Here is a 24,027-nt window from a genome sequence, read left to right as displayed (position 1 = left end):
CGCGGCCCCTTCGCCGCGCGCCGCGTTCCGTTTCAGCGCCGCTTCGCGCGCTGCAGCCAGCCGTCGAGCACGTCGTCGCTGAGCAACCCGCTGCGCGCCTCGCGCGCGCCGTCGCGCGCGATCCACACGGTGCGCGGCATCTCGCCTCGCCATCCCGCATCGAGCGCCGCGCGCAGACGCTCGGGCATCGGCTCCGCATTCGCATACTGCGCGATCTGCGGCGGCAGGTTCATCTGCGCGAGCGCCTGTTCGAGCGCCGCGCGATTGTCGTCGTACGCATCCATCGCGATCATCGCGACACGCACGTCCGGATGACGACGCTGCCACGCGACGAGATGCGCGGCGTTCTCGCGGCAGTAGCCGCAATCGAGCGACCAGATCTCGACCGCGAGCGGACGTTCGTGCGCGCCGGCGTACAGCGTCGCGACCTCGGTCGCGCGCAACGGCTGCAGCGCGGCGGCCGCCCATGCAGGTACGCTCGCCAGCACGAGCATCATCGATGCGATCAGCCGCTTCATTGCCCGTCCTCCACCGCGATCAGCCGGTAACCGTCGTTGCGCGTGCGCCACGACAGATAGATGCGGCCCGCATCGTCGAGCAGTTGCGGGTTGTCGCTCGCACCCGACGTCGAGGCGATCACGCGCGGCGCCGACCAGTGTTCGCCGCGATCGTCGGACCGGCGCAGCTTGATCTGCATCGCATCGCCGTCGAACGCCTTCCACGCGAGCCACACGACATCGCCGTGCGATACGAGTGCCGGATGCGACGCCTGCTCGACCGGAGCCGCCGGATTCGCGCCGAAGGCCCACGGCGCGCCGCGCGGCTGGCCGTCCGCGCCGATGCGCGAATAGAACACGTCGGCGCGGCCGTCGACGACGCCGAACCAGGCGAGATGGCGCGTGCCGTCCGGCGTGATCGCGAGCGCGGGCCCGTGCTCCGGACACGCTTCGACATGCCAGTTCGAGAACGTCGCGCGCAGCGGCACGACGGGCTCCGACGCCGATACCGGCAGCACCGCGAGCGCATGGTCGCGGATCTGCCCCGGAAACACGTTGCGCCATGCCGCCTGGATGCGGCCGGCCGGATCGACCGTCATTGCGATCCGGCAACACTCGCACGTGTGATCGGTCACCTTGCGCTCGGGCTCGAACGATGCGCCGCCGTCGCGCGACACCGCGTAGTAAACGGCCGCGCCATCGTAGCTGCGCCCCGCGGCCTTGGCGGCGACGAGGTCGCGCTTGTCGATCCACGCGATCGCGATATTGCCGGCCCGATCGACGGCCATCATGTCGAAGCGGTGCGTGATCGCCTGCCGATCGCGATGCACGGTCGTCGGCACGCTCCAGGTCGCGCCGCCGTCGAGCGAACGCGAGAAGCGGACCATGCCGGTGTACGGCGCATCGAGCGGCATCGACCACGACACATAGACCGCGCGCCCGTCCGGGCTCGTCGCGACCTTCGGGCGATTCTCCGCACTCGTGTAGATCGGCTCCGGCATCGCATTGACGACGACCGGCGCGGACAAGGTGCGGCCCGCGTCGTCGGAGTGCGCGACGACGACATGCGCGCCTTCGACCCACGCGACCCACAGCCGATGCTGCGCGTCGAACGCGGCGCCGGTCGCGAGCGGCGCCTTCTGCTGCGCGGGCGCGCCCGACATGCTCATGTGCGCGGCATGCGAATCGGCGGGCGCCGGCGCATCGTGTGCGCCGGCCGACGACAGCGCCGCGAGCCACAGCGCGCAGCCGGCGACGATCGATTTCACAGCGACCATTTCAGTTCTCCATAGAAAGTGCGACCCGGATACGGGTGGAACACGTAGTAGCGGCGGTCCGTCAGGTTGTCGATGCCGACCGATGCGGTCCAGTGACGATCGAAGCGATAGCGCGCCTTCACGTCGACGACCGTAAACGCGCTCGTGCCGCCATAAACGTCGGGATTCACGTCGCTGTTGTCGAGCGTGTTGAACTGCCGGCCCGAATAGCGCACGCCGACGCTCGCGAGCCAGTGCTCGTCGAAGCGATACGACGCCAGCAGATTCGCGCGCATCCGCGGAATGCGCGGAAAGCGCGAGCCGACGTACGCGGGGTTGGCGGCATCGGCGAGAATCTGCGCGTTGCTCGCCGATACGTTCGCGTCGATCGCGAGTCCCTTGAGCCCGACGTTTTCGCCGCTGAACGCGAGTTCGACGCCGCGCACGCGCACGCGGTCGACGTTCGAGATGTTGGTGACCGTCGAGGCGCCGGCGACCGTCGTCTGGCTGTAGATCGAATCGCGCACATCGCTCTGGAACACGCTCGCGCGCACGACGCCGACGCCGACGTCGCGCTCGGCGGTGAAGTCCCAGTCGATCGCCTTTTCGGGGCGCAGGCTCGGATTGTTGTTGACGATCGCGTTATTCGAGATCGTGCCCTGGAACAGCTCGCCGACCGTCGGAAAACGTGTGCCGGTCGCGAACGACAGCCGGAAGCGCCACACGTCGGTCGCATCCCATTGCAGCGCAACTTTCGGCGACAGCGCGTTGGCGCTGCGATCCGCATAGCCGAACGTGCCGCTCGCGTTGCCGAGCGCGCCGCCGTAGGCGTCCCAGCGCTCGTAGCGCAGCCCGAGCGTCGCGAGCCAGCCCGGCGCGAAGCGCCATGCGTCCTGCGCGTAGAGCGCCTGCGTGCGCGTATCGCCGCGATAGACGCTGGCGAGCGACGTGACCGGACCGTTCAGCCAGTCGGCCGTGTTGTACGTCACGTTGCGCAGGAAATAGTTGTCGTAGTGATAGCCGAACGTGAACGCATGGCCGTGCACCTCGGGCGCTTCGGCCTTCAGGTCGAGCGTGCGCCAGCCGGTGCCGTCGCCCTGGAACAGCGTGCCCGCCCCGCCCTGCGCGGTAGACGCGGCGCGCAGCACGTCGCGCGACACGTCGTACGCCGACACGATGCCCGACAGCCGCCAGCCCGAGGCGAGCCGGCCGTTGAGCCCGAACGCGTACAGCCAGTTCTCCTGGTCGCCGCGCTGCGGCGCGAATGCGCCGGGCGCAATCGTCATGCTCTGCCCGCCGACCGACACGTTGCCGCCGTAGACCGGCTGGCCGGCCGCGTCGCGCAGAAACGTGTCGCCGTGCTGGCGGTAGTGGTTCTCCCAGTGCCCGAGCGTCAGCGTCGCGTCGACGCGGTCGGTGAACGCATAGCCCATCCGCACGGTTTCGTTGATCTGCTCGGTGCGCTCGAGCGATTGCGCGCCGACGATCGTGCGCGCCTTGCCGTTCGGCCCGATGTCGGTTGCGGCGCCCGTGACGGGCACCGCGCGGCCGAGTTTCGCGTTGTAGCTCGCGTTCGGGCTCGCGTACTGCATCGGCTGACCGTCGTTCTCGAGCCGGTCGAGCGACAGCGAGAACCAGAAGCGGCCGATGCGGTTCGCGATTCGCGCAGTCTGATGATTGCCGCCGAAGCTGTCGGCGAATCCGTAGCCGTCGCGATAGCGCTGCGTGAAGAATTGCGTCGACAGCGACGCCTCGAGCTTGTCCGGCCGCCGCGTGGTGAGCAGCACCGTCGAGCCGATCGCATTGCCCGGATACAGCGCCGAAAACGGGCCGTACAGCACGTCGACGCGCGCGATGTCGTCGGGCGCGATCAGCGACCAGCGCGGCGGATACGCATAGCTCGAACCGAGCAGGTTCGACAACAGCAGGCCGTCCGCGTACACGAGGCCGCGCGCGCTCTGCAGCTCGTTGAAGTCGCGGCCCGCGAACACGCTGTTGCGGTCGCCGATATAGCGCTTGCGCACCATCAGGTTCGGTGCGTACTTCAGCGCATCCTCGGTGGTGACGTTGGTATGCGTGTCGATGCGCTCGCGCGTCATCGATTCGACGACGGCCGGCGTATCGGGATCGAGCGGCTGGCGCTGGGCCGTCACGCTGACGGCACTCAGCGTGTCGCCGGCCGGATCGGCGGCAGCGGCGGAAGCAGCCGAAGCCGCGGAAGCCGCGGGCACGGCGGCCCGCGCGGAGCGATTCGCCGGATCGCGGATCGGATCGGTCGGCGCGCTGTCGGACGATGCCGCATATGCGCCGGGCAAGGCAAAAGCGGCCGCGCACGCCAGCGCGAGCCGGCCGCGCGTCGGTCGCGCGGCAAGGATGAGCAACATGGAGGGTGTCCTGAAAACGTAACCGGATACCGCCGTGCAGATGCGGACGCCGGCGCGCCGTGCAGCAAGCGCGCGGCGCGCGGCATCGGCCGCGGGCGGCGGACCGTGCGCCGCAGCGGCGCACGGACGACGTCAATCAGATCGCGGTGTTTTCAGGGGGAGCGCGCGGTTGCGCGAGACGCAGGCCCGTGCGTCTGACGTCCGCGGCGACGGGCGCGACGGCGCGGTACGCGAAGGCCCGCACGAAGCCGGGCAGCGGCGGCATGCTCGCGCCGAGCGCGAGGTTCGCCGCAAAGCCGGGACAGTACACGCAGTGCGGCACGCCGGCGTGATCGAACGACGACGCGGCGCGATCGTCGTCCGCCTGCGCGAGCGCGACATGGCGTGCGCCCGCCGCACTGCACAATTCGAGCGTCAGCGGGCCGGAGCCGCTCGCGACGCGCGCATAGCCGATGACGGGCGACAGTACGTTCAGTACCAGCGCCAGCCAAACCAGGCCGATCCATCGCGTCGTTCGTTTCATCGCGGTCCAGGAAAAAGTGCGCGCAAGTATAACAAGCGGCCCGACTGTTGCCGATTCTGCAGACGGCAATAGCGGGCATCAGAGCGCGTGCTGCAGCGCATGTGCCGTTAATACAACAGAGACAAAATCTAACGATTCGTCTCTGGCACAAATCCGAGCACGAGGTTGATAATCGTTGAACCCGTTGGAGAAATGACCATGGATGAAAGACCGACCCGCATGCCGCCGCCCGAGCAAGTGATGAGCCCGGATCCGGAACCCGTCGGCGTGGAATTCCTCGCCGAATTGCCCGAGCATGTGCGGGCGTTCTTCGACGAGCAGCACAAGCTGTACTCGCCGAAGTGAACGACCGTTCCGCTCTGTAACCGACACGTGTCGATCGTCGTCATCGTGCGGTTCATCGCTGCGTCTGTTGCGCAGTTTTCTTCGCACCCGGGCTGCAACGGCCTGACGGTGCCGGATCGGCTCGCCCGCTGATTCTTCCGCTGCGTCGCCACGCCGCGCGGCCGCGTTCGTCTATCCTTCTGGTTTTCCACCTCGGGCCTACCCCGCCCCTCCGATCATTCCGATGAAGCAAGCCTTTCGTGTCAGCGCCGTTGCCGCCGCGCTCGGTCTCGCCCTCTTTTCGTCGTCGCCCGTTCGCGCGGACGGTGACGATACCGCGCTCACCAACCTCGTCGCGCTCGCGTCGCAGCGTCTCGCGCTCGCCGAGCCGGTCGCGCGCTGGAAATGGGCGAATCGTCAGCCGATCGAGGATCGTCCGCGCGAGGCCGCGCTGCTCGCGGCCGTCGAACAGCGCGCGGCGCAGGCGGGCCTCGATCCGTCGTTCGCGCGCACGTTCTTCGAGGACCAGATCGCCGCGAGCAAGGAAGTGCAGAACGCGCTGTTCGCGACATGGCGGGCGACGCGGCCGCCCGAAGGCACGCCGCCCGATCTCGCGACCAGCACGCGTCCGGCGCTCGACCGGCTGACACAGAAAATGCTGGCCGGTCTCGCGCAGGTCGCGCCGCTGCGCGATGCGCCCGACTGCCAGGCGCGTCTCGCGCGCAGCATCGCGAACTGGAAGGCGCTCACGCGCTACGATGCGAGCCGGACACCCGCGCTCGATACGGCGCTGTCGCACGTGTGCGCGGGCGGCGGCGCGAGCGCGATCGGCTGATACCGGCGCGTGCCGAGGCGGGCCTCGCGCCCGCCGCTCAGGCGGCCGACGTCGCCGCAGCGAGCGGAATCAATTGCAGACCGCGCGCGAGGTGGGTCTGCAGCAGACGGTGCGTGAACGGTTCGAACGCGCTGCCCGCGGCGTCCGCAGCGAGACGCGCGGCCGCATCGAGCGATTCGGCACCGCCGAGGTAGCACCAGCCGTCGATCACATGAAAGAGCCGCCGCTCGCCGTGCGCCTCGAACGCGACGGCGCCGTTGAACGGCCAGGGCGCGCTGCCCGCACGCACCGCCTCGGCAACCGGGCGGCGGTTGTACGACGGCCGCAACCGCGCGATCCACTGCGCTTCGACGAGCATCGCGCCGAGCTCGTTGCCGGTTTCCCGCCATTCGACGCGCCGCACCTGCTGGGCGATCCGCATCTCTTTCGACGAACGCCGCTCGCCGGTCAGCAGCGCGCGCAGCCGCTGCCGCACGCGCACGCTGCGGCCGACGTAGAGCGGCTGGTCTTCCTCGCCGAACAATGCATACGCGCCGCAGCCCACCGGCGCCGTGTCGAGCAGCGCTTCGGTCACCTCGCCCGCGAGCCGGAACCGGCGCGTCGTCCGCGCGATCTGGTCGCGCAGCCGCTCGCGCGGCACGACATCGTGCAGGTGTCGCCAGAATTGCCATAGCAGATCGGCGTCCGCGAGCGCGCGGTGCCGCGCGGCCGGCACGAGGCCGTGCCGTGCGATCAGCGCGTCGAGGCCATGCCGCGATTCGCGCGGAAAGAGCGCGCGCGACAGGCGTACCGTGCAGAGCACGTCCGGATTGAACGCGAAGCCGGCCCGTTCGAACTCCGCGCGCAGGAAGCCGCGGTCGAAGCTCGCGTTGTGCGCTACGAACAGCTTGCCGTCGAGGCGCTCGAACAGCGCCGGCGCGAGCTCGGCGAACGACGGCGCGTCGCGCACCATCGCATCGGAGATGCCGGTCAATTGCTGGATGAACGGCGGAATCGGCTGCCCGGGATTGACGAGCGTCGTCCAGGTCGACACGCCGAGCGGCCCGATTTCGACGACGCCGATTTCGGTAATCCGGTGCTCGGCGGGCGTGCCGCCGGTGGTTTCAAGGTCGACGAAGACGAGCGGCTGTTCGCTGGCGGGATCGGACGGGCAGGAATCGGACATGAAAGGACGGAAAAGCGGTGCTGCCGTGAGTATGCACCACGCGCGGCGCGATTCGCCGCCCAGATGCAAAAAGCCCCCGCCATTGCGGGGGCCTGCTTGATCGGCCATGCGCGGCGCGTCAGAGCGCCTGGATGTTCGCAGCCTGCTTGCCCTTCGGCCCGACCTTCACGTCGAACGAAACGCGCTGGTTTTCCTTCAGCGTCTTGAAACCGTCCATCCGGATTTCGGAAAAGTGCGCAAACAAATCTTCGCCGCCATTGTCGGACGTAATAAAGCCGAAACCTTTAGCATCGTTAAACCATTTCACGATACCGGTATCCATACCTTCGTTCCCCACTCAATTTGATAAAAAAATCGCTACGTTATAGCTGATTCCCGAAATCCCGCGATCGGGCGCCGGCACCGGTACCGGGCACTACGCCCGAGGACGGAGTGCTCACTTTATAAATGGGACAATCCGGGCGCGTCAAGAAAATTTTTAACGTTCGCTTTACGCGAAAACGAATACAGACGGAATCGGTACCGCATCACTGATGATTAATTGATTCGCATCAGAAACCCTGTCAATATTACCGGGATCGGATCCATTATTAATCGGATAGTGAAAATCCTACCGGGGACGTATCCCGTCGGTAAATCGTCGGGGTTTTTACGGTTGCACGACGCGCCGGATGTTGCGATCCTGAGACAACGCAGTTTGAGGAGAGGGTCATGTGGCTGGACGGAATCAAGCGCTTCGCGAGTCGGCTCGCGCGCGTGCGCCGCAAGTCCCGCGCGCTGGCTGAAACGTCCCGTACTGCGCCGTGCGACACCGAGTTCGACCCGACGTGGCACGGCGATCACTGGCAGAACCTTCTGGCGTCCCCGCTGGATGCGCGCCACTACGTGATGGAAGACTGGACGTACACGCCGCCGCAGGCGGACACCGACGACACGCCCCCCGCGGGCAAGCGCAAACGGCGCTCATACGGGCAGTAAGGGCAACCGACGGACCAAACGGGCAAAAAAAAAGCGCGACTGGGAAGTCGCGCCGACAAAGGTTTGGAGATCTTTTCCGTCAACGAAAAAGTCTGCTTCGGAAAGCAGAAACCGCAGTATAGCGAGATAACATCCTTACATTAGCCATAGCCCGCACAAACCTCTATTGCCGATGTGTCAATAATCGCGCTATAGCGGCCGCGGGCGGCTAGAGGGCGCGTGTCGCCGTCGCGCAACGCACAGCGGGCGCGCGCCGCGCTTCGACCCATCGACGATTGTAACCCCTTGATCGAAATAGGGTTTTCAATCCACGCCGATCATTTCCAAATTCAAAATACAGTATTGCCGGAAGCGGTTTTCGTCCGCTTGCGGCACGCTCCTTACACTTCAAGTGGATTTCCGACGATGCCGCCCGACTCCGTCGCGCCCGGCAACAGGTCCGATCGACATCATCGTGTCTGGAGACAGCATTCCATGAAAAAGACCCTGATCTTCGCCGCCCTGTCCGGCGCGTGCGCGGCCGCGCACGCGCAAAGCAGCGTCACGCTCTACGGCCTGATCGACGCCGGCATCACGTATACGAACAACCAGGGCGGCCACAGCGCATGGCAGGAAACGAGCGGCTCGATCAACGGCAGCCGCTGGGGGCTGCGCGGCACCGAGGACCTCGGCGGCGGATTGAAGGCGATCTTCACGCTTGAGAACGGCTTCGGGATCAACAACGGCACGCTGAAGCAGAACGGCCGCGAATTCGGCCGCCAGGCATTCGTCGGCCTCGCGCATAGCGGGTTCGGCTCGCTGACGCTCGGTCGCCAGTACGACAGCGTCGTCGACTTCCTCGGCCCGCTGTCGCTGACGGGCACGCAGTACGGCGGCACGCAGTTCGCGCACCCGTTCGACAACGACAACCTGAACAACTCGTTCCGGATCAGCAACGCGGTCAAGTATCAAAGCGCGGACTTCGGCGGACTGAAGTTCGGCGCGCTCTACGGCTTCTCGAATTCGACCGATTTCTCGAACAACCGCGCGTACAGCGTGGGCGCGTCGTACAGCTTCATGGGCTTCAACGTCGCCGCCGCCTACATGCAGCTGAACAACAACATCAACTCGCTCGCGCTCGCGGCTAGCGATCCCGGCGCGGTGGCCGGCGACTGGACGTTCGCGGCGAGCCGGCAGCGCACCTGGGGCGCCGGCCTCAACTACGCGTTCGGCCCGGCAACCGCGGGCTTCGTGTTCACGCAGACGCGCCTCACCGATTCGGCCGGCATCAGCGCCGGGCAATCGGGCGTGTCGGGCGGCATCCCGCTGACGGGCGACACGCGCTTCAACAACTACGAACTGAACGCGCGCTATGCATTGACGCCGGCGTTCTCGCTCGCAGGCTCCTATACGTACACCGACGGCCGCATGGAAGGACAGAAGCCGAGCTGGCACCAGTTCAACCTGCAGGCCGACTACGCGCTGTCGAAGCGCACCGACCTGTATCTGCAGGGCGAATACCAGCGCGTGAACGGGGACGGCCTCGCGGTCGGCGCGAACATCAACGGCCTCGGCGTCGCGTCGTCGACCAACAAGCAGATCGCGGTGACGGCCGGCATGCGCCACCGCTTCTGAGCGACGCGTCGTGCGGCTCGCCGGCCGGCATTCGAATGACGAAGCGCCCCGATCGGGGCGCTTCGTCGTTGCGGCGGTGTGCGGTCGCCTCTATGCGTCTACACGCCTACGCGTCGCCGCGCGCCGGATAGCGGACGTCGAGCACGTCGATCGGCTGCGGGCCGGCCGGCGTCATCAGCGTGACGGTGTCGCCGATCCGCGCCTTGATCAATGCGCGTGCGACCGGCGAGATCCAGCTCACGCAGCCGCGATCCAGATCGACCTCGTCGATGCCGACGATCGTGATCGTGTGTTCTTCGCCGTCCGGCGTCGCGTAATCGACGGTCGCCCCGAAGAACACCTGATCGACGTTTTCCTGCCGGCTGGCGTCGACGACTTCGGCGAGATCGAGCCGCTTGGTGAGGAAACGGATACGGCGGTCGATCTCGCGCAGCCGCCGCTTGCCGTAGATGTAGTCGCCGTTCTCCGAGCGATCGCCGTTCGATGCGGCCCACGACACGAGCCGCACGACTTCCGGCCGCTCGACGTCGATCAGGTTCAGCAGCTCGTCCTTCAGCCGCTTGTGGCCGGCGGGCGTGATGTAGTTCTTCGCGCCCGCCGGAATGGCGGTCTGGGCCTGGTCGAGATCGTCGTCGTCGCCGTCGGACTCTTTGACAAACGCCTTGTTCATGATGCAGATTCGAATTGCGGTTGACAGATGCGTCAAGGGTACACGAAGGGCGTCGCAGCGCGGTCGCGCCCCTCAATTTGCGAATAAGGCTTCCCTTTTTATATAACCCTGCTATAATCCCTCTTCTGCGTGCGGCTGTAGCTCAGTTGGATAGAGTACTTGGCTACGAACCAAGGGGTCGTGGGTTCGAATCCTGCCAGCCGCGCCATTTTCGGGGGCCTTCCCATCGCAGAAGGCTCCGACAGTTGAAGTAGTACCGCTTTGCGTGCGGCTGTAGCTCAGTTGGATAGAGTACTTGGCTACGAACCAAGGGGTCGTGGGTTCGAATCCTGCCAGCCGCGCCACCTCATCAGGGCCTTCCTTCGGGAAGGCCCTTTTTTCTTGTCCGCTCGTTCCGCGCGCGTGGCGCCTCCCCTCCCTGTCGAACCCACGTACAAAAACGGCGGCCCGCGGCCGCCGTTTCGTCATTCGATTCATCCCAAGTCAGTAATCCTGCCGCTCGCGCTCGATGCGCATTCCGCCGTCGTGGCGCGCATGCGTGCCGTCGTCGGTCGAGCGCTCGCGCATGATGCGCATGACGTCCGGATTCGTGCGCACGCGGCGCATCACGTTTGCCAGATGCACGCGGTCGCTGACCTGGATCACGAAGCGCAGCACCGTCGATTCGTGCGTGAGATCCTCGTCCATCGCGATGTGCACGATGTTCGCGTCGGCCGACGTGATGTCGGCCGCCACGCGCGCGAAGATGCCCTTCGTGTTCTTCACGAGCGCCTTCACCGCGACGTCGAACAGCCGGCCCGGCTGCGGCGCCCATTCGACGTCGATCCAGCGCCCCGGATCGCGACGATGGATGCGCTGCGCCACGCGGCAGTCGGTCGTATGGATCGCCATCCCGAGGCCGATGCCGATATAGCCCATGATCGCGTCGCCCGGGATTGGCCGGCAGCACGCGGACAACTGTACCGACATCCCTTCCGTGCCGGTGATCACGACCGGCGGCGCGTGCTGCACGACGTGGCGCTCGCCCTTCGGCAGATCGTCGTCCGCGTCGCGGCCGCTCATCAGCACCTCGATGCGCTTGGCCATCACCGCCGCGACGCGGCGGCCGAGGCCGATGTCGGCGAAGATTTCCTGACGACTCTTGTTGCCCGTCCACTGCACGAGCTTTTCCCACACCTCGGGCGCGACGTCGGCCAGCGATAGGCCGTAGCCCTTCAGGCTCTGGTCGACGAGCCGCTCGCCGAGCTGCACCGACTCGTTCAGCCGCATCGTCTTCAGATAGTGACGAATCGCCGAACGCGCCTTGCCGGTGCGCACGAAGCCGAGCCACGCCGGGTTCGGCTTCGAATACGGCGCGGTAATGACCTCGACGATGTCGCCGCTCTTCAGCTCGGTGCGCAGCGGCAGCAGTTCGTTGTTGATCTTCACGGCGACGCACTGGTTGCCCAGATCGCTGTGGATCGAATACGCGAAGTCGAGCGCGGTCGCGCCGCGCGGCAGCGCCATGATCTTCGACTTCGGCGTGAACACGTAGACCGCGTCGGGGAACAGGTCGATCTTCACGTGCTCGAGGAATTCGCTCGAATCGCCGGCTTCGCTCTGGATGTCGAGCAGCGATTTCAGCCACTGATGCGCGCGTTTCTGCACGTCGTTCAGATCCGCGCCGCCGTTCTTGTAGAGCCAGTGCGCGGCCACGCCGGCTTCCGCGATCTCGTGCATCTTGCGCGTGCGCACCTGGAATTCGATCGGCGCGCCGAACGGCCCGACGAGCGTCGTGTGCAGCGACTGATAGCCGTTGATCTTCGGGATTGCGATGTAGTCCTTGAACTTGCCGGGTACGGGCTTGTAGAGCGCATGCAGCGCGCCGATGCACGTGTAGCAGTCGAGCGGGCTGTCGACGACGACGCGAAAGCCGTACACGTCGAGCACCTGCGAGAACGACAGCTGCTTGTCGCGCATCTTGCGGTAGATGCTGTAGATCGTCTTTTCGCGCCCGGTGATCTCGGCGTCGAGCTTCGCGTCGGCCATCGCGCGCTGCGCGGCCTCGAGAATTTTGCCGATCACTTCGCGGCGATTGCCGCGCGCGGCCTTCACGGCCTTCTCGAGCGTCGCGTAGCGATGCGGATTGAAGTTCGCGAAGCTCATGTCCTGCAGCTCGCGATACGTGTTGTTCAAGCCGAGCCGGTGCGCGATCGGCGCATAGATGTCGAGCGTTTCGCGCGCGACGCGGCGACGCTTTTCCATCGGCACCGCGCCGAGCGTGCGCATATTGTGCAGGCGGTCGGCGAGCTTCACGAGGATCACGCGCACGTCGCGCGCCATCGCGAGCAGCATCTTGCGGAAGTTTTCCGCCTGCGCTTCCTCGCGACTGCGGAATTCCATCTTGTCGAGTTTCGACAGGCCGTCGACGAGCTCGGCGACCTTCGGGCCGAAGCGCTCGGCGAGCTCGCTCTTCGTGACGCCCTGGTCTTCCATCACGTCGTGCAGCAGCGCCGCCATGATCGCCTGCGCGTCGAGCTTCCAGCCCGCACAGATTTCGGCGACGGCGACAGGATGGGTGATGTAGGGTTCGCCGCTCTGGCGATATTGACCGAGGTGGGCTTCGTCGCTGAAATGGAACGCCGCCTTCACCTCTTTGATTTCGTCCGGACCGAGATACTCGGCAAGCGCGGCCGTCAGATTCGCAATCGAAACGACGCCGTGCTTGCGCGGCTGCTCCGGAGTGGCGGTCGGCCCGAACAGATGCCGGAAGGACTGTTCGAGAACCGCGTCGATGTACTGGCGCGCTGGCGACCGGACCGTGTCTTCGGTGATCGCATCCGCGGAGGCGGACGATGGGGTGGTGCTCATATTCGCCTCCTGGTCGAGTCGTTGCGCGCGTGAATTACATGGCTGAAACGGGCCGGGTGCGCGTTACACCGGCACCTTCTTCAACATCTCGAGGCCGACCTGGCCGGCCGCGATCTCGCGCAGCGCGACGACGGTCGGCTTGTCGCGGCTTTCGATCTTCGGCGTATGGCCTTGCGCGAGCTGCCGCGCGCGATAGGTGGCGGCGAGCGCCAGTTCGAAGCGGTTCGGGATTTGCTTCAGGCAGTCTTCGACAGTAATGCGAGCCATGTTGGTAATTCCTTCTGAATATAGTCCTTATTCTACCTTATGTCCCTCATGCCCCGCGTCATTCCGCGTGGGGCAGATGGATACCGAGTTCGATGAACAGCTCCGTGTGACGCGCGTACTGCGACGCAAAGCGCAGACGCGTCGCCGCGACGATGCATTCGAGCTCCGCGAGCGCACGATCGAAGTTCTCGTTGATCACGACGTACTCGGCTTCGGACGCGTGCGCCATCTCGCTGCCCGCCGCGAGCAGGCGTCGCGTGATCACGTTCGGCTCGTCCTGCCCGCGCTTTTTCAGCCGCTCTTCGAGCGCGTCGAGCGACGGCGGCAGAATGAAGATGCCGACCGCGTTGCGGAACTGCTTCTTCACCTGCTGCGCGCCCTGCCAGTCGATCTCGAGCAGCACGTCGTGGCCGCTCTTCATCTGCTCTTCGATCCAGACACGCGACGTGCCGTAGTAGTTGCCGTGCACTTCCGCGCTTTCGAGGAATTCGTGCGCCGCGTGCCGCGCGCGGAAATCCTCGACCGTCGTGAAATGATAGTGCTGGCCGTCCTGCTCGCCCGGGCGCGGCTTGCGCGTCGTGTACGAGATCGACAGGCGGATGTCGCTGTCCTTCGACAGCAGCGCATTCACGAGCGTCGACTTGCCGGCGCCCGACGGCGCGACGACCATGAACAGGTTGCCGGGATAAACGCCGCCGTGCAGTGAATGCGACGCGTGGCCGTCGCGGGTGGATTCGGTCATCTTGCTTTTACTCCAGGTTTTGCACTTGCTCGCGCATCTGCTCGATCAGCAGCTTCAGCGCCATCGACGCGTCGGCGAGTTCCTTCGCCGCTGCTTTCGAGCCGAGCGTGTTCGCTTCGCGATTCAGTTCCTGCATCATGAAGTCGAGACGCTTGCCGACACGGCCGCCCTTCTCGATCACGTGACGCGTTTCGTTCAGGTGCGCGGTGAGTCGCGACAGCTCTTCCGCGATGTCGATCCGGATCCCGTACATCGTCACTTCCTGACGAATGCGTTCCGCGGCCTCTTCGCGCGACACGATCGGCGCGCTGCCTTCCGGCGCCGCGATGCCGAGCGCTTCCTGCAGCCGCTCGACGATCTTCTGCTGATGCTTCGCGATCAGCTCCGGCACGAGCGGCGTGATGCGCGCGACGATCGCCTCCATCTCGGCGACGTTCGACAGCAGCATCGTCGCGAGCTGCGCGCCTTCGCGCGAGCGCACGACGACCAGTTCGCCGATCGCTTCCTTGCCGCAGGCGAGCACCGCATCGCGGATCGCGTCGGCCGACACGCCGCTCTCGGCGAGCACGCCGGGCCAGCGCAGGATTTCACCCGCGCGCAGCCGGCCGACGCCGGGAAACGCGTCGAGCACCGAGCGCTCGAGATCGGCGAGCTGGCCGAGCGCCGTTTGATTCAGCGCGCCGGCGCCGATGCTCTGCTCGCCGCGCTGCAGGTTGATGCGCACGTCGACCTTGCCGCGCGACAGCTTGTTCATCAGCATCTCGCGCAGCGCGGGTTCGCACGCGCGCACGTCGTCCGGCATGCGGAAGTTCAGGTCGAGGAAGCGCGAGTTCACGGTGCGCAGTTCGACCGACACGCTGGCGCCGCCATTGCCGGTGGCCGCCGCGAGTTCGCGCGTCGCGCTCGCGTAGCCCGTCATGCTGTAAATCATGGTTCGTCTCGCCGTCTGGGTGCCCTTGCGGGCAGGATATGTCGAGGCGCCCGGCGCGTTCCGAAGCGCGGGGCGGGAAGCGCGCATTATCCCATTTTTGCGGACGACCCCGCCGGGCAAGCCCGCCGTTCGGCGCTAAAATCGGGGTTTCCTCTTCCTCCTCACGATTCGCTCATGACGTCCTCCCTTTCCCGCCCGAGCGGCCGCCGCGCAGACGAACTGCGCAAGGTCGCGCTCACCCGCCACTACACGAAGCACGCGGAAGGCTCCGTGCTCGTCGAATTCGGCGACACGAAGGTGATCTGCACGGCGAGCGTCGCCGAGCGCGTGCCCGAATTCCTGCGCGAGCGCGGACAGGGCTGGCTCACCGCCGAATACGGGATGCTGCCGCGCGCGACGCACACGCGCAGCGATCGCGAGGCCGCGCGCGGCAAGCAAACGGGCCGCACGCAGGAAATTCAGCGCCTGATCGGTCGCGCGCTGCGCGCCGTGTTCGACCTCGAAGCGCTCGGCCCGCGCACGATCCACCTCGACTGCGACGTGATCCAGGCCGACGGCGGCACGCGCACCGCGAGCATCACCGGCGCCTTCGTCGCCGCGCACGATGCGGTGTCGACGCTGCTTGCAGCGGGCAAGCTCGAACGCTCGCCGATCGTCGATCATGTCGCCGCGATTTCGGTCGGCGTGTACGAAGGCACGCCGGTGCTCGACCTCGACTACGCGGAAGACTCGCGCTGCGACACCGACATGAACGTCGTGATGACGGGCGCGGGCGGCTTCGTCGAAGTCCAGGGCACCGCCGAAGGCGTGCCGTTCTCGCGCGCCGAGATGGACGCGCTGCTCGATCTCGCGCAAAGCGGAATCGGCACGCTCGTGCAGCTGCAGAAGGACGTGCTGGGCCTGCGCCATGTCTGAGCATCGCATGGCCGCCCCGCTCGCGCGCATCGTGCTCGCGTCGAACAATCCCGGCAAGCTGCGCGAGTTCGCCGCGCTGTTCTCGACGGTCGGCATCGAAATCGTGCCGCAAGGCGAGCTCGCCGTGCCGGAAGCCGAGGAGCCGTTTCGCACCTTCATCGAAAACGCGCTGACGAAAGCGCGCCACGCATCGCAGCTCACCGGGCTGCCGGCGATCGCCGACGATTCGGGGCTCTGCGTACGCGCGCTGCGCGGCGCGCCCGGCGTCTATTCGGCGCGCTACGCGCAGCGTGCGGGCCGCGAGAAGGGCGACGCGGCGAACAACGCCTATCTGGTCGAGCAACTGCGCGGCATCGACGACCGCCGCGCGTACTACTGCTGCGTGCTGGCACTCGTGCGCCATGCGGACGATCCCGAACCGCTGTTCGCCGAAGGCCGCTGGGAAGGCGAAATCGTCGACACGCCGCGCGGCGAACACGGATTCGGCTACGACCCGTATTTCTATCTGCCCTCGCTCGGCGCGACGGCCGCCGAACTCGAACCGGCCGTGAAGAATACGCACAGCCATCGGGCGCGCGCGCTGAAGGCGCTGCTCGCGCGACTCGCGGAGGAAGCATGACGCGCGTCGACGTCAGTCGTGTGCGGGAGGCCGCATGAGTCAGGCCGCCGAAACCGGCGCACGCGTGGTCGCGACGTTCACGTCGCCCGGACAGGTGCGGCTCACGTCGCTGCCGCCGCTCGCGCTATACGTGCATTTCCCGTGGTGCGTGCGCAAGTGCCCGTACTGCGATTTCAACTCGCATGAATGGAAAGGCGAGCGCTTCCCGGAAACCGAGTATCTCGATGCGCTGCGCGCGGATCTCGAGCACGCGCTGCCGCTCGTGTGGGGCCGGCAGGTGCATACGGTGTTCATCGGCGGCGGCACGCCGAGCCTGCTGTCGGCGGCCGGCCTCGACCGGCTGCTGTCGGACGTGCGCGCATTGCTGCCGCTCGACGCGGACGCCGAGATCACGCTCGAGGCGAATCCCGGCACGTTCGAAGCCGCGAAGTTCGCGCAGTTTCGCGCGAGCGGCGTGAACCGGCTGTCGGTCGGCATCCAGAGCTTCAACGAAGCGCACCTGAAGGCGCTCGGCCGCATCCACGACACCGCGCAAGCGCGCGCCGCCGTCGAGATCGCCGCGAAGACGTTCGACAACTTCAACCTCGACCTGATGTTCGCGCTGCCGAACCAGACGTTCGACGAATGCCGCGCCGACATCGAGACCGCACTGTCGTTCGCGCCGCCGCATCTGTCGCTGTACCACCTGACGCTGGAGCCGAACACGCTGTTCGCGAAATTTCCGCCGGCGGTGCCCGACGACGACGCGTCGGCCGACATGCAGGAATGGATTCATGCGCGCACCGCGGAAGCCGGCTACGAACGGTATGAAGTGTCCGCGTATGCGAAGCCGAATCATCGCTGCAAGCACAATCTGAACTACTGGCGCTTCGGCGATTACCTCGGGATCGGCGCGGGCGCGCATACGAAGCTGTCGTTTCCGAACCGGATCCTGCGGCAGGCGCGCTACAAGCATCCGGCGACCTTCATCGAACAGGCGCTGGCCGGCACGCCGGTGCAGGAGGAGCGCGAAGTCGGCGCACGCGACCTGCCGTTCGAGTTCATGCTGAACACGCTGCGGCTCGTCGAAGGCTTTCCGGTGCACAGCTTCGTCGAGCGCACGGGGCTGCCGATCAGCACGATCGAGCCGGCGCTGCAGGAGGCGGAACGGCGCGGACTCATCACGCGCGACTTCACGCGGATCGCGCCGACGCCGCTCGGCCAGCGTTTCCTGAACGATCTGCAGGAACTGTTCCTGCGCGACGATTGACGGCAAAACGGTGCGGCATTTCGGTTACAATGCCGCCTCGCATGGAAGCGTGGCCGAGTGGTTTAAGGCACTGGTCTTGAAAACCAGCGACGGGCAACCGTCCGTGAGTTCGAATCTCACCGCTTCCGCCAACGCTTGAATGGAAAACGGGCCGCTCGGCCCGTTTTTCGTTTGTGCGGCCGACGCGGCGATGCCGCGATGCGGCAGCCGCCTTGCACGTGCCGCGCGACGGCCGCGCCGACGCGCGTCGCGCCGGATGCCGCTACAATTCCGCGCTCCGATTCGCGAAACGGGAAACCCGTCATGAAGCCCTTTCTCCTCTCGTCGCTCGCCGCCGTGCTGGCCGTCGTCAGCGCGCAGGCGGCCGCGGATACCGCCGCCGGCGACACGCAGAGCGCATCGTGCGCGATCGCGTCCGTGACGGGCGTCGGCGGCGCGCCCGGCAGCCTGCGCGAATATCTCGCGAGCCCGACGCCGTACAACTATCTGAAGGAAAACGAGCTGCAGTGCAAGGTGTCCGACGATGGACGCGCGTCGAACTGCACGGGCGTCACCTATCTGCGCAACGAGCGCGTCAGCGTGTACGACGATTCGGATCCGACGATGCTGACGGTCGTCGCGCCGGTCGAGCTCGACCACGGCAGGACCTATCCCGTGATCATCGACGTACAGAGAAAGGACGCGCGCTGCAAGCCGTGATCCGATCGCGCGCGCATGCCTGAGCGCGGCGACCACGGCAGCGCGGATGTCGCCGCCGCCCGCGCGGCGATCGCCTAAAATTCGGATCAGCACGGCGACACGATCCGCCACGCACTCGACGCCGCGCGCGCGATCCGTGCGCGCCGCATACGGAGACCGCCATGACCGAGCTGTCGACCCCGACCGATCACGTCGATTACGAAGGTTTCGAGATCCACGTCGTGCCCGGCACGGCGCCCGGCAACGCGATGCGCTACACGTACACGGGCTACGTCTGCCATCCGGGCGCGAATCCCGCGCTGCCCGGCCATGCGGTGCCGTTTCATGCGGACGGCGAGGAGAGCTTCGCGAGCGTCGACGAAGCCGTGCACGAGGCCGTGCACGTCGGCAAGAGCATCATCGACGGCACGCATCCCGACTTGTCGGTCCTGTCGCTCGTCACGCACGGGTACTGACGTCCGCGCACGGCGCGCGCCCGCTCCATCATCTGCCGCGTGCGTATTGCGCCTCGCGGGCTATGCGTTTCTCCCCATATCGCGCGGCGTGCGCGCGTCTATCATTTTTCTATCGTCACCTCGGCTGCCCTGCCATGCGTCCCCTATCCGTTCCGATCGTCGACCGGCTGCGCGTCGTCGCGCTCGCCGCCGTCGCGATGCTCGCCGCGTGCACCATCACGCCTCCGCCGTCGCACACGAGCGCAGTCGTTTCACCCGTCATCCGTTCCGCGAGCCTCGATCAGTACCGCATCGAGATCGCGCGGCGCGTGGCCGAACGCAATCCGTCGGGCCTGCTGCGCGGCACGCCGCAGGCGATGCTGCGTTCGCTCGTCGTCGTCGCGTTCACCGTCGATCGCGGCGGCCGGCTCGTCAACGCGTCCGTCTATCGCAGCAACGGCGACAGCGAAGCCGAAGCGCTCGCGCTCGCCTCGCTGCGCCGCTCGGCGCCGCTGCCCGCGCCGCCGTCGCGGCTGCTCGACGGCGACGGCCGGCTCGAACTGATGGAAGGCTGGCTGTTCAACGACGACGGTCACTTCCAGTTGCAGAGCACGGCCTCCGCTCAGGCGCAGTCGCTCGACTGAACCGCCGCCGGTCGCAATTGCCGGCGCGCGGCCGCGATCGCTATAATTTTCCGCACACTCGCGCGGCCATCACGCTGCGCGCCGCCCGCGCGCCGCACCCGGTAGGCGGGCCGACCACGCCGGCACCGGGCGGCGGCGACTATCCGTCTCCATCCTCGACCGGCGGACGACGTCCGCGCGGCGACGCGCGACGCCCTCCCCGCATCCATCGCTCGGCCGCGCCGGCGGGCCTTCGTCCGACCGAACGCGCGCAGCCCGCCCCAACGACAAAACGGAGACATCCATGTCCGCATCCCCACCGGCCGTTGCACATGCAACCGGTTCGGCCGGCGCCGTCAGCCACCGGCGCATCGTGTTCGCGAGCTTCATCGGCACCGCGATCGAGTTCTACGATTTCTACGTCTACGCGACGGCCGCCGCGCTCGTGATCGGCCCCGTGTTTTTCCCGCACGGCTCGGCGACCGCGCAGGCGCTGTCCGCCTTCGTCACGTTCGGCATCGCGTTCATCGCGCGACCGATCGGCTCGTTCCTGTTCGGCCACTTCGGCGACCGCATCGGGCGCAAATCGACGCTCGTCGCCTCGCTGCTCGTGATGGGTCTGTCGACGACCGCGATCGGCTTCGTGCCCGGCTACGACGCGATCGGCACGCTCGCGCCCGTGCTGCTCTGCGTGCTGCGCTTCGGCCAGGGCATCGGCCTCGGCGGCGAATGGGGCGGCGCAGCGCTGCTCGCGACCGAACATGCGCCGCAGGGCAAGCGCGGCTGGTTCGGCATGTTCCCGCAGCTCGGCCCGTCGGTCGGCTTCCTGATGTCGAACGGGCTGTTCTTCGCGCTCGCGCTGTCGCTCTCCGACGCGCAGTTTCGCAGTTGGGGCTGGCGCATTCCGTTCCTCGTCAGCGCGGTGCTCGTCGCGCTCGGCCTCTATGTGCGGCTCAAGATCGCCGAGACGCCGGCGTTTCAGGCCGCCGTCGACCGTCAGGAGCGCGTGCGCGTGCCGGTCGCGACGCTCGTGTCGCAGCACTGGCAGCCGACGCTGCTCGGCGCGCTCGCGATGGTCGTCTGCTACACGCTGTTCTATATCTCGACGGTGTTCTCGCTGTCGTACGGCGTGTCGGCGCTGCACATTCCGCGCCAGAGCTTCCTCGGGCTGCTGTGCTTTGCCGTCGTGTTCATGGGGCTCGCGACGCCGCTGTCCGCGTGGGCATCCGACCGGTTCGGCCGCAAGCCGGTGCTCGTCGTCGGGTCGATCGCCGCGTTGCTGTCGGGCTTCGCGATGGCGCCGCTGCTCGGCAGCGGGTCGATGCCGCTCGTCGCGCTGTTCCTGACGATCGAGCTGTTCCTGATGGGCGTCACGTTCGCGCCGATGGGCGCGCTGCTGCCCGAGCTGTTCCCGACCAACGTCCGCTACACGGGTGCCGGCGTCGCGTACAACCTCGGCGGGATTCTCGGCGCGTCGATCGCGCCGTACATCGCGCAGCTGCTGGCCGCGCGCGGCGGGCTGTCGTGGGTCGGCGGCTACGTGTCCGTCGCGGCCGCGATCAGCCTGATCGGCGTGCTGCTGATGCGCGAGACGCGCGACACGTCGCTCGTCTGACGCTCCGGGACGACCCGGGTTGCACGGCGCCGGGCGCTCCTTATACTCGGATCCGAGGGCGCCGCCGCGCGCGCCCCATCCGTCCCTGAAGGAGCCGCGCCCATGAGCGTCCGTCTCGGCAACGCCGACCTCGTCCTGATCCTCGCGCTCGCGCTGGGCGGCGCGCTGCTGCTCGCGCTGCGCTTCCGGCCGAAAACCTGGCGCGGCCTCGTGTTCGAGGCGCTGCTCGCGAACCTCGCGGCGATCGCCGCGGTCGTCACCGTCGAAGCGCTGCTTGCGTAGCGCGACGGCCGCGCGCCGCGCGCGTCAGCTCGCGCGCGCGAATGCGCCGTATGCGGGCCCGACCGTATCGATCGCACGGAGCGCATCGTCGACGGTCGGCATCACACCCTGCTCGCCGATCGACAACGCATGCGGCGCACCACCGATCCCGCAGTGATGACGCGACGTCGCGACGAAGATCATCACGGTCGGCCGCCCGAGCGCGTGCGCCATATGGACGAATCCCGTATCGACGCCGACGACGAGCGCCGCCCGGCCGATCGCCGCGCCGAGCGCGCGCACCGACATCGCGGGCAGCACGATCGCGCCAGGCGCCCTGGCGGCGATGTCCTGCGCGTCGTCATGCTCGGCGGCCGAGCCCCACGGCAGCAGCACGCGCAGGCCGCGCGCCATCATTCGCGTCGCGAGCGCGGCCCAGCGGTCGGCCGGCCATTTCTTGTCGGGATTCGACGTCGCGTGGAACAGCAGCATGAACGGCGCGCCGCTCGTCACGGCAGGCGGCAGATCCGCATGCTGCGGCGCGACGATGCCGTATGTCGCTGCGCCCTCCGGCACGTAACCGAGCGCCTCGCCGGCGCTCACGCGCATCCCGTGCCATGCGTCGCACGCCGGCCGCGGGCCGAAGCGATGCGAGTACGCGAAGCGCGCGCCCGTTTCGCCGAGATCCTGCGTCTGATAGCCGACGCGGCGCGCCGCACGCGCGAGCGCCGCGATGATCGCGCTCTTGTACACGCCGTGCAGGTCGATTACCGCGTCGTAGCGATGCGCGCGCAGCGCGCCGATCGAGGCGGTGATCGCCTTCAGATCGCCGGCGTTGCGCAGCTTCTTGAACCGCCGCAGCGGCGCACACAGCACCGTGCTGACGCCGGGATGCCAGCGCACGACTTCCGCGCACGATTCGTCGACGGCCCAATCGACCGTCACGCCGGGAAACGCGCGATGGATGTCCGCGACGACGGGCAGCGTCTGGACGACATCGCCGAGCGACGTCACTTTTACGATGAGGATGCGGTTCACGTTTGCGGGGAAGAGCCGGCCATTTCGGCATACTAAAGAGGATTGGCGCGCGCAAATATTACGATTTCACTACACTTGCAACAAAATGCGTCGCGAGAGTAAAAGCTCGTCGAAAGGCGCACCGGCGGCGTTCTTTTTATAATCGAATTTTGCCCGCCCGGCCCCGCCGATGCCACGCCCCGCGCTTCCCACCCTGTTTCCCGCCCTCACCCGCCGCTCGCTGCGGATCTGGCGCCAGTACGGCGTGTTCTGGCTCGGCGCAATCGCCGTCGGCCTCATTGCGGTGCTCTATGCGCGGCTGATCGACTGGGGCTACGAGACGTTCCGCACGATGCGCGCCCATGCCGTGTGGCTGCCGCTCGTGCTGACGCCCGCGATCGCGGCCGCCTCCGTGTGGACCACGCGCCGGTTCTTCCGCGGCGCCGAAGGCAGCGGCATTCCGCAGGTAATCGCGACGCTGCACGCGCAGCCGAGTGCATTCGGCTCGCGGCTGCTGACGCTGCGCATCCTGTTCGGCAAGATCCTGATTTCGTTTCTCGGCATCCTCGGCGGCTTCACAATCGGCCGCGAAGGGCCGACCGTGCAGGTCGGCGCGGCGCTGATGTTCAATCTGCGGCGCCTGTATCCGCGCTCGAACGCGCAGATCGAACGCCAGCTCGTGCTCGCCGGCGCGGCCGCCGGCCTGTCGGCCGCGTTCAACACGCCGCTCGCGGGGATCGTGTTCGCGATCGAGGAACTGACGCGCAGCTTCTCGGCGCGCGCGAGCGGCGTGCTGATCACGGCGATCATCCTCGCCGGCGTCGTCGCGCTGGGCCTGAACGGCAACTACACGTATTTCGGCACGATCGACGTCGGCGCGCATTTCCCGAAGCTGCTCGCGGTCGCGGTGCTCGTCACCGCGATCGTGACCGGCATCGCCGGCGGCCTGTTCAGCTGGCTGCTGCTCAATACCGCGCGCTGGCTGCCCGAGCGGCTGCTCGGCCTGTACCGCGGGCGGCCGGTCGCGTTCGCCGCGCTGTGCGGGTTCGTGATCGCCGTCGTCGGCCTCGTGTCGGGCGGCACGACGTTCGGCAGCGGCTACGCCGAAGCGCGCGGGCTGCTCGACGGCCACGAGCAATTGTCGGTCTTCTATCCGTTCATGAAGATGGTGTCGATGGTCGCGTCGTATCTGCCCGGCATTCCGGGCGGGATCTTCGCGCCGTCGCTGTCGATCGGCGCGGGGTTCGGCAACCTGCTGCACCTCGTGTTCGGCAACATGCCGCTGCCGTTGCTGATCGCGCTCGCGATGGTCGGCTATCTCGCCGCCGTCACGCAGTCGCCGATCACGTCGTTCGTGATCGTGATGGAAATGATCAACGGGCATGCGCTCGTGATTTCGCTGATGGCGACCGCGCTCGTCTCGAGCCGCGTCGCGCGCTTCTTCGCGCCGCCGCTCTACGAGACGCTCGCCGAGCGCTACCTCGCGCCGCCGGCGCCCGTCGCCGCGCAACCGGCGCCGACCGCAGCGGCGGCCACCGACGTCGTCGCCGCGCAGGATG

Annotated in this window: 25 protein-coding genes and 3 tRNA genes; 16 read left to right on the top strand and 12 right to left on the bottom strand. The window is 67.2% G+C overall.

Annotated elements, in window-relative coordinates; genetic code table 11:
• Window positions 1–32: 32 nt before the first annotated feature.
• The 4 genes from HMPREF3115_RS12230 to HMPREF3115_RS12215 all read right to left on the bottom strand — a co-directional run bounded on the left by HMPREF3115_RS12230 (window position 33) and on the right by HMPREF3115_RS12215 (window position 4,660).
• Window positions 33–518, bottom strand: a complete 486-nt coding sequence (locus HMPREF3115_RS12230; protein WP_070554554.1) for a TlpA family protein disulfide reductase — start codon at window positions 516–518, stop codon at window positions 33–35.
• A complete protein-coding gene (locus HMPREF3115_RS12225) occupies window positions 515–1,774 on the bottom strand; it encodes a sialidase family protein (protein ID WP_070554552.1) in 1,260 nt (419 codons plus the stop codon). Before HMPREF3115_RS12225 ends, HMPREF3115_RS12230 begins: the two co-directional genes overlap by 4 nt.
• Window positions 1,762–4,137 (bottom strand): TonB-dependent receptor, encoded by a 2,376-nt coding sequence (locus HMPREF3115_RS12220; protein ID WP_070554550.1) that lies wholly within the window; start codon window positions 4,135–4,137, stop codon window positions 1,762–1,764. The genes HMPREF3115_RS12225 and HMPREF3115_RS12220 overlap by 13 nt, the downstream gene beginning before the upstream one ends.
• Window positions 4,138–4,273: 136 nt before the next feature.
• A complete protein-coding gene (locus tag HMPREF3115_RS12215) occupies window positions 4,274–4,660 on the bottom strand; it encodes a DUF2946 domain-containing protein (RefSeq protein ID WP_070554549.1) in 387 nt (128 codons plus the stop codon).
• Window positions 4,661–4,858: 198 nt separating this feature from the next.
• Between HMPREF3115_RS12215 and HMPREF3115_RS31590 the strand changes: the two genes are divergently transcribed.
• Window positions 4,859–5,005, top strand: a complete 147-nt coding sequence (locus HMPREF3115_RS31590) for a hypothetical protein (protein ID WP_009690993.1) — start codon at window positions 4,859–4,861, stop codon at window positions 5,003–5,005.
• A gap of 223 nt (window positions 5,006–5,228) precedes the next feature.
• A complete protein-coding gene (locus HMPREF3115_RS12210) occupies window positions 5,229–5,819 on the top strand; it encodes a chorismate mutase (RefSeq protein WP_006400776.1) in 591 nt (196 codons plus the stop codon).
• Between the two features lie 37 nt (window positions 5,820–5,856).
• Here HMPREF3115_RS12210 and HMPREF3115_RS12205 read toward each other — a convergent pair whose 3' ends face one another.
• Both HMPREF3115_RS12205 and HMPREF3115_RS12200 read right to left on the bottom strand, forming a co-directional pair.
• Window positions 5,857–6,984 carry an exonuclease domain-containing protein gene (locus tag HMPREF3115_RS12205; protein ID WP_070554547.1) on the bottom strand — a complete coding sequence of 376 codons (1,128 nt, stop codon included), beginning with the start codon at window positions 6,982–6,984 and terminating at the stop codon, window positions 5,857–5,859.
• 118 nt (window positions 6,985–7,102) lie between these two features.
• Window positions 7,103–7,306, bottom strand: coding sequence for a cold-shock protein (locus HMPREF3115_RS12200; RefSeq protein ID WP_006400778.1), 204 nt, complete (start codon window positions 7,304–7,306; stop codon window positions 7,103–7,105).
• Between the two features lie 389 nt (window positions 7,307–7,695).
• Here HMPREF3115_RS12200 and HMPREF3115_RS12195 point away from each other — a divergent pair, with 389 nt between their 5' ends.
• Together HMPREF3115_RS12195 and HMPREF3115_RS12190 are read left to right on the top strand one after the other, a co-directional pair.
• A complete protein-coding gene (locus tag HMPREF3115_RS12195) occupies window positions 7,696–7,962 on the top strand; it encodes a hypothetical protein (RefSeq protein ID WP_006400779.1) in 267 nt (88 codons plus the stop codon).
• A 474-nt stretch (window positions 7,963–8,436) separates the two neighbouring features.
• The gene (locus HMPREF3115_RS12190; RefSeq protein WP_012213920.1) at window positions 8,437–9,576 is read left to right on the top strand and encodes a porin; all 1,140 of its coding nucleotides are present in this window, start codon (window positions 8,437–8,439) and stop codon (window positions 9,574–9,576) included.
• A gap of 106 nt (window positions 9,577–9,682) precedes the next feature.
• On the opposite strand, the gene greB is transcribed toward HMPREF3115_RS12190, so the two are convergent.
• Window positions 9,683–10,246 carry a transcription elongation factor GreB gene (gene greB, locus HMPREF3115_RS12185; protein ID WP_006400781.1) on the bottom strand — a complete coding sequence of 188 codons (564 nt, stop codon included), beginning with the start codon at window positions 10,244–10,246 and terminating at the stop codon, window positions 9,683–9,685.
• Between the two features lie 131 nt (window positions 10,247–10,377).
• Between greB and HMPREF3115_RS12180 the strand changes: the two genes are divergently transcribed.
• A tRNA-Arg gene (locus tag HMPREF3115_RS12180) sits at window positions 10,378–10,454 on the top strand.
• 59 nt (window positions 10,455–10,513) lie between these two features.
• Window positions 10,514–10,590, top strand: a tRNA-Arg gene (locus tag HMPREF3115_RS12175).
• A gap of 139 nt (window positions 10,591–10,729) precedes the next feature.
• Here the strand turns inward: HMPREF3115_RS12175 and HMPREF3115_RS12170 are convergent.
• The 4 genes from HMPREF3115_RS12170 to HMPREF3115_RS12155 form a co-directional block, all read right to left on the bottom strand.
• Complete coding sequence (locus tag HMPREF3115_RS12170; RefSeq protein WP_006400782.1) at window positions 10,730–13,096, bottom strand: RelA/SpoT family protein; 2,367 nt, start codon at window positions 13,094–13,096, stop codon at window positions 10,730–10,732.
• Window positions 13,097–13,159: 63 nt separating this feature from the next.
• A complete protein-coding gene (rpoZ, locus tag HMPREF3115_RS12165; protein ID WP_006400783.1) occupies window positions 13,160–13,363 on the bottom strand; it encodes a DNA-directed RNA polymerase subunit omega in 204 nt (67 codons plus the stop codon).
• Window positions 13,364–13,421: 58 nt separating this feature from the next.
• Window positions 13,422–14,105, bottom strand: coding sequence for a guanylate kinase (gmk, locus tag HMPREF3115_RS12160; protein ID WP_006400784.1), 684 nt, complete (start codon window positions 14,103–14,105; stop codon window positions 13,422–13,424).
• A gap of 7 nt (window positions 14,106–14,112) precedes the next feature.
• Window positions 14,113–15,036 (bottom strand): YicC/YloC family endoribonuclease, encoded by a 924-nt coding sequence (locus HMPREF3115_RS12155; RefSeq protein ID WP_006400785.1) that lies wholly within the window; start codon window positions 15,034–15,036, stop codon window positions 14,113–14,115.
• Window positions 15,037–15,210: 174 nt separating this feature from the next.
• Here HMPREF3115_RS12155 and rph point away from each other — a divergent pair, with 174 nt between their 5' ends.
• The 9 genes from rph to HMPREF3115_RS12110 all read left to right on the top strand — a co-directional run bounded on the left by rph (window position 15,211) and on the right by HMPREF3115_RS12110 (window position 21,472).
• A complete protein-coding gene (rph, locus tag HMPREF3115_RS12150; protein WP_006400786.1) occupies window positions 15,211–15,951 on the top strand; it encodes a ribonuclease PH in 741 nt (246 codons plus the stop codon).
• A complete protein-coding gene (gene rdgB, locus HMPREF3115_RS12145; protein ID WP_043279610.1) occupies window positions 15,944–16,570 on the top strand; it encodes an RdgB/HAM1 family non-canonical purine NTP pyrophosphatase in 627 nt (208 codons plus the stop codon). The genes rph and rdgB overlap by 8 nt, the downstream gene beginning before the upstream one ends.
• A gap of 34 nt (window positions 16,571–16,604) precedes the next feature.
• Complete coding sequence (gene hemW / locus HMPREF3115_RS12140; RefSeq protein ID WP_039225131.1) at window positions 16,605–17,819, top strand: radical SAM family heme chaperone HemW; 1,215 nt, start codon at window positions 16,605–16,607, stop codon at window positions 17,817–17,819.
• Window positions 17,820–17,862: 43 nt separating this feature from the next.
• Window positions 17,863–17,950: transfer RNA gene (locus HMPREF3115_RS12135), tRNA-Ser, on the top strand.
• A gap of 172 nt (window positions 17,951–18,122) precedes the next feature.
• The gene (locus tag HMPREF3115_RS12130) at window positions 18,123–18,518 is read left to right on the top strand and encodes a hypothetical protein (protein ID WP_006400789.1); all 396 of its coding nucleotides are present in this window, start codon (window positions 18,123–18,125) and stop codon (window positions 18,516–18,518) included.
• A gap of 161 nt (window positions 18,519–18,679) precedes the next feature.
• Entirely contained in the window at window positions 18,680–18,973 is a 294-nt protein-coding gene (locus tag HMPREF3115_RS12125; protein WP_070554545.1) for a hypothetical protein, read from the top strand.
• Between the two features lie 134 nt (window positions 18,974–19,107).
• Window positions 19,108–19,596, top strand: a complete 489-nt coding sequence (locus HMPREF3115_RS12120; protein WP_170933536.1) for an energy transducer TonB family protein — start codon at window positions 19,108–19,110, stop codon at window positions 19,594–19,596.
• 283 nt (window positions 19,597–19,879) lie between these two features.
• Window positions 19,880–21,190: an MFS transporter gene (locus tag HMPREF3115_RS12115; RefSeq protein WP_006409358.1), complete on the top strand. Its 1,311-nt coding sequence runs from the start codon at window positions 19,880–19,882 to the stop codon at window positions 21,188–21,190.
• Window positions 21,191–21,292: 102 nt separating this feature from the next.
• Window positions 21,293–21,472 (top strand): hypothetical protein, encoded by a 180-nt coding sequence (locus tag HMPREF3115_RS12110; protein ID WP_006400794.1) that lies wholly within the window; start codon window positions 21,293–21,295, stop codon window positions 21,470–21,472.
• 24 nt (window positions 21,473–21,496) lie between these two features.
• On the opposite strand, the gene waaC is transcribed toward HMPREF3115_RS12110, so the two are convergent.
• Complete coding sequence (gene waaC, locus HMPREF3115_RS12105; protein WP_006400795.1) at window positions 21,497–22,489, bottom strand: lipopolysaccharide heptosyltransferase I; 993 nt, start codon at window positions 22,487–22,489, stop codon at window positions 21,497–21,499.
• 169 nt (window positions 22,490–22,658) lie between these two features.
• Between waaC and HMPREF3115_RS12100 the strand changes: the two genes are divergently transcribed.
• Window positions 22,659–24,027, top strand: a 1,369-nt coding sequence (locus HMPREF3115_RS12100; RefSeq protein ID WP_070554543.1) for a chloride channel protein, incomplete at its 3' end; no start/stop codon positions are given.

It is taken from the genome of Burkholderia sp. HMSC10F09 (genome assembly GCF_001806955.1).
Classification (GTDB): domain Bacteria; phylum Pseudomonadota; class Gammaproteobacteria; order Burkholderiales; family Burkholderiaceae; genus Burkholderia; species Burkholderia multivorans.
This window is presented reverse-complemented; position numbering and strand designations above follow the sequence as displayed.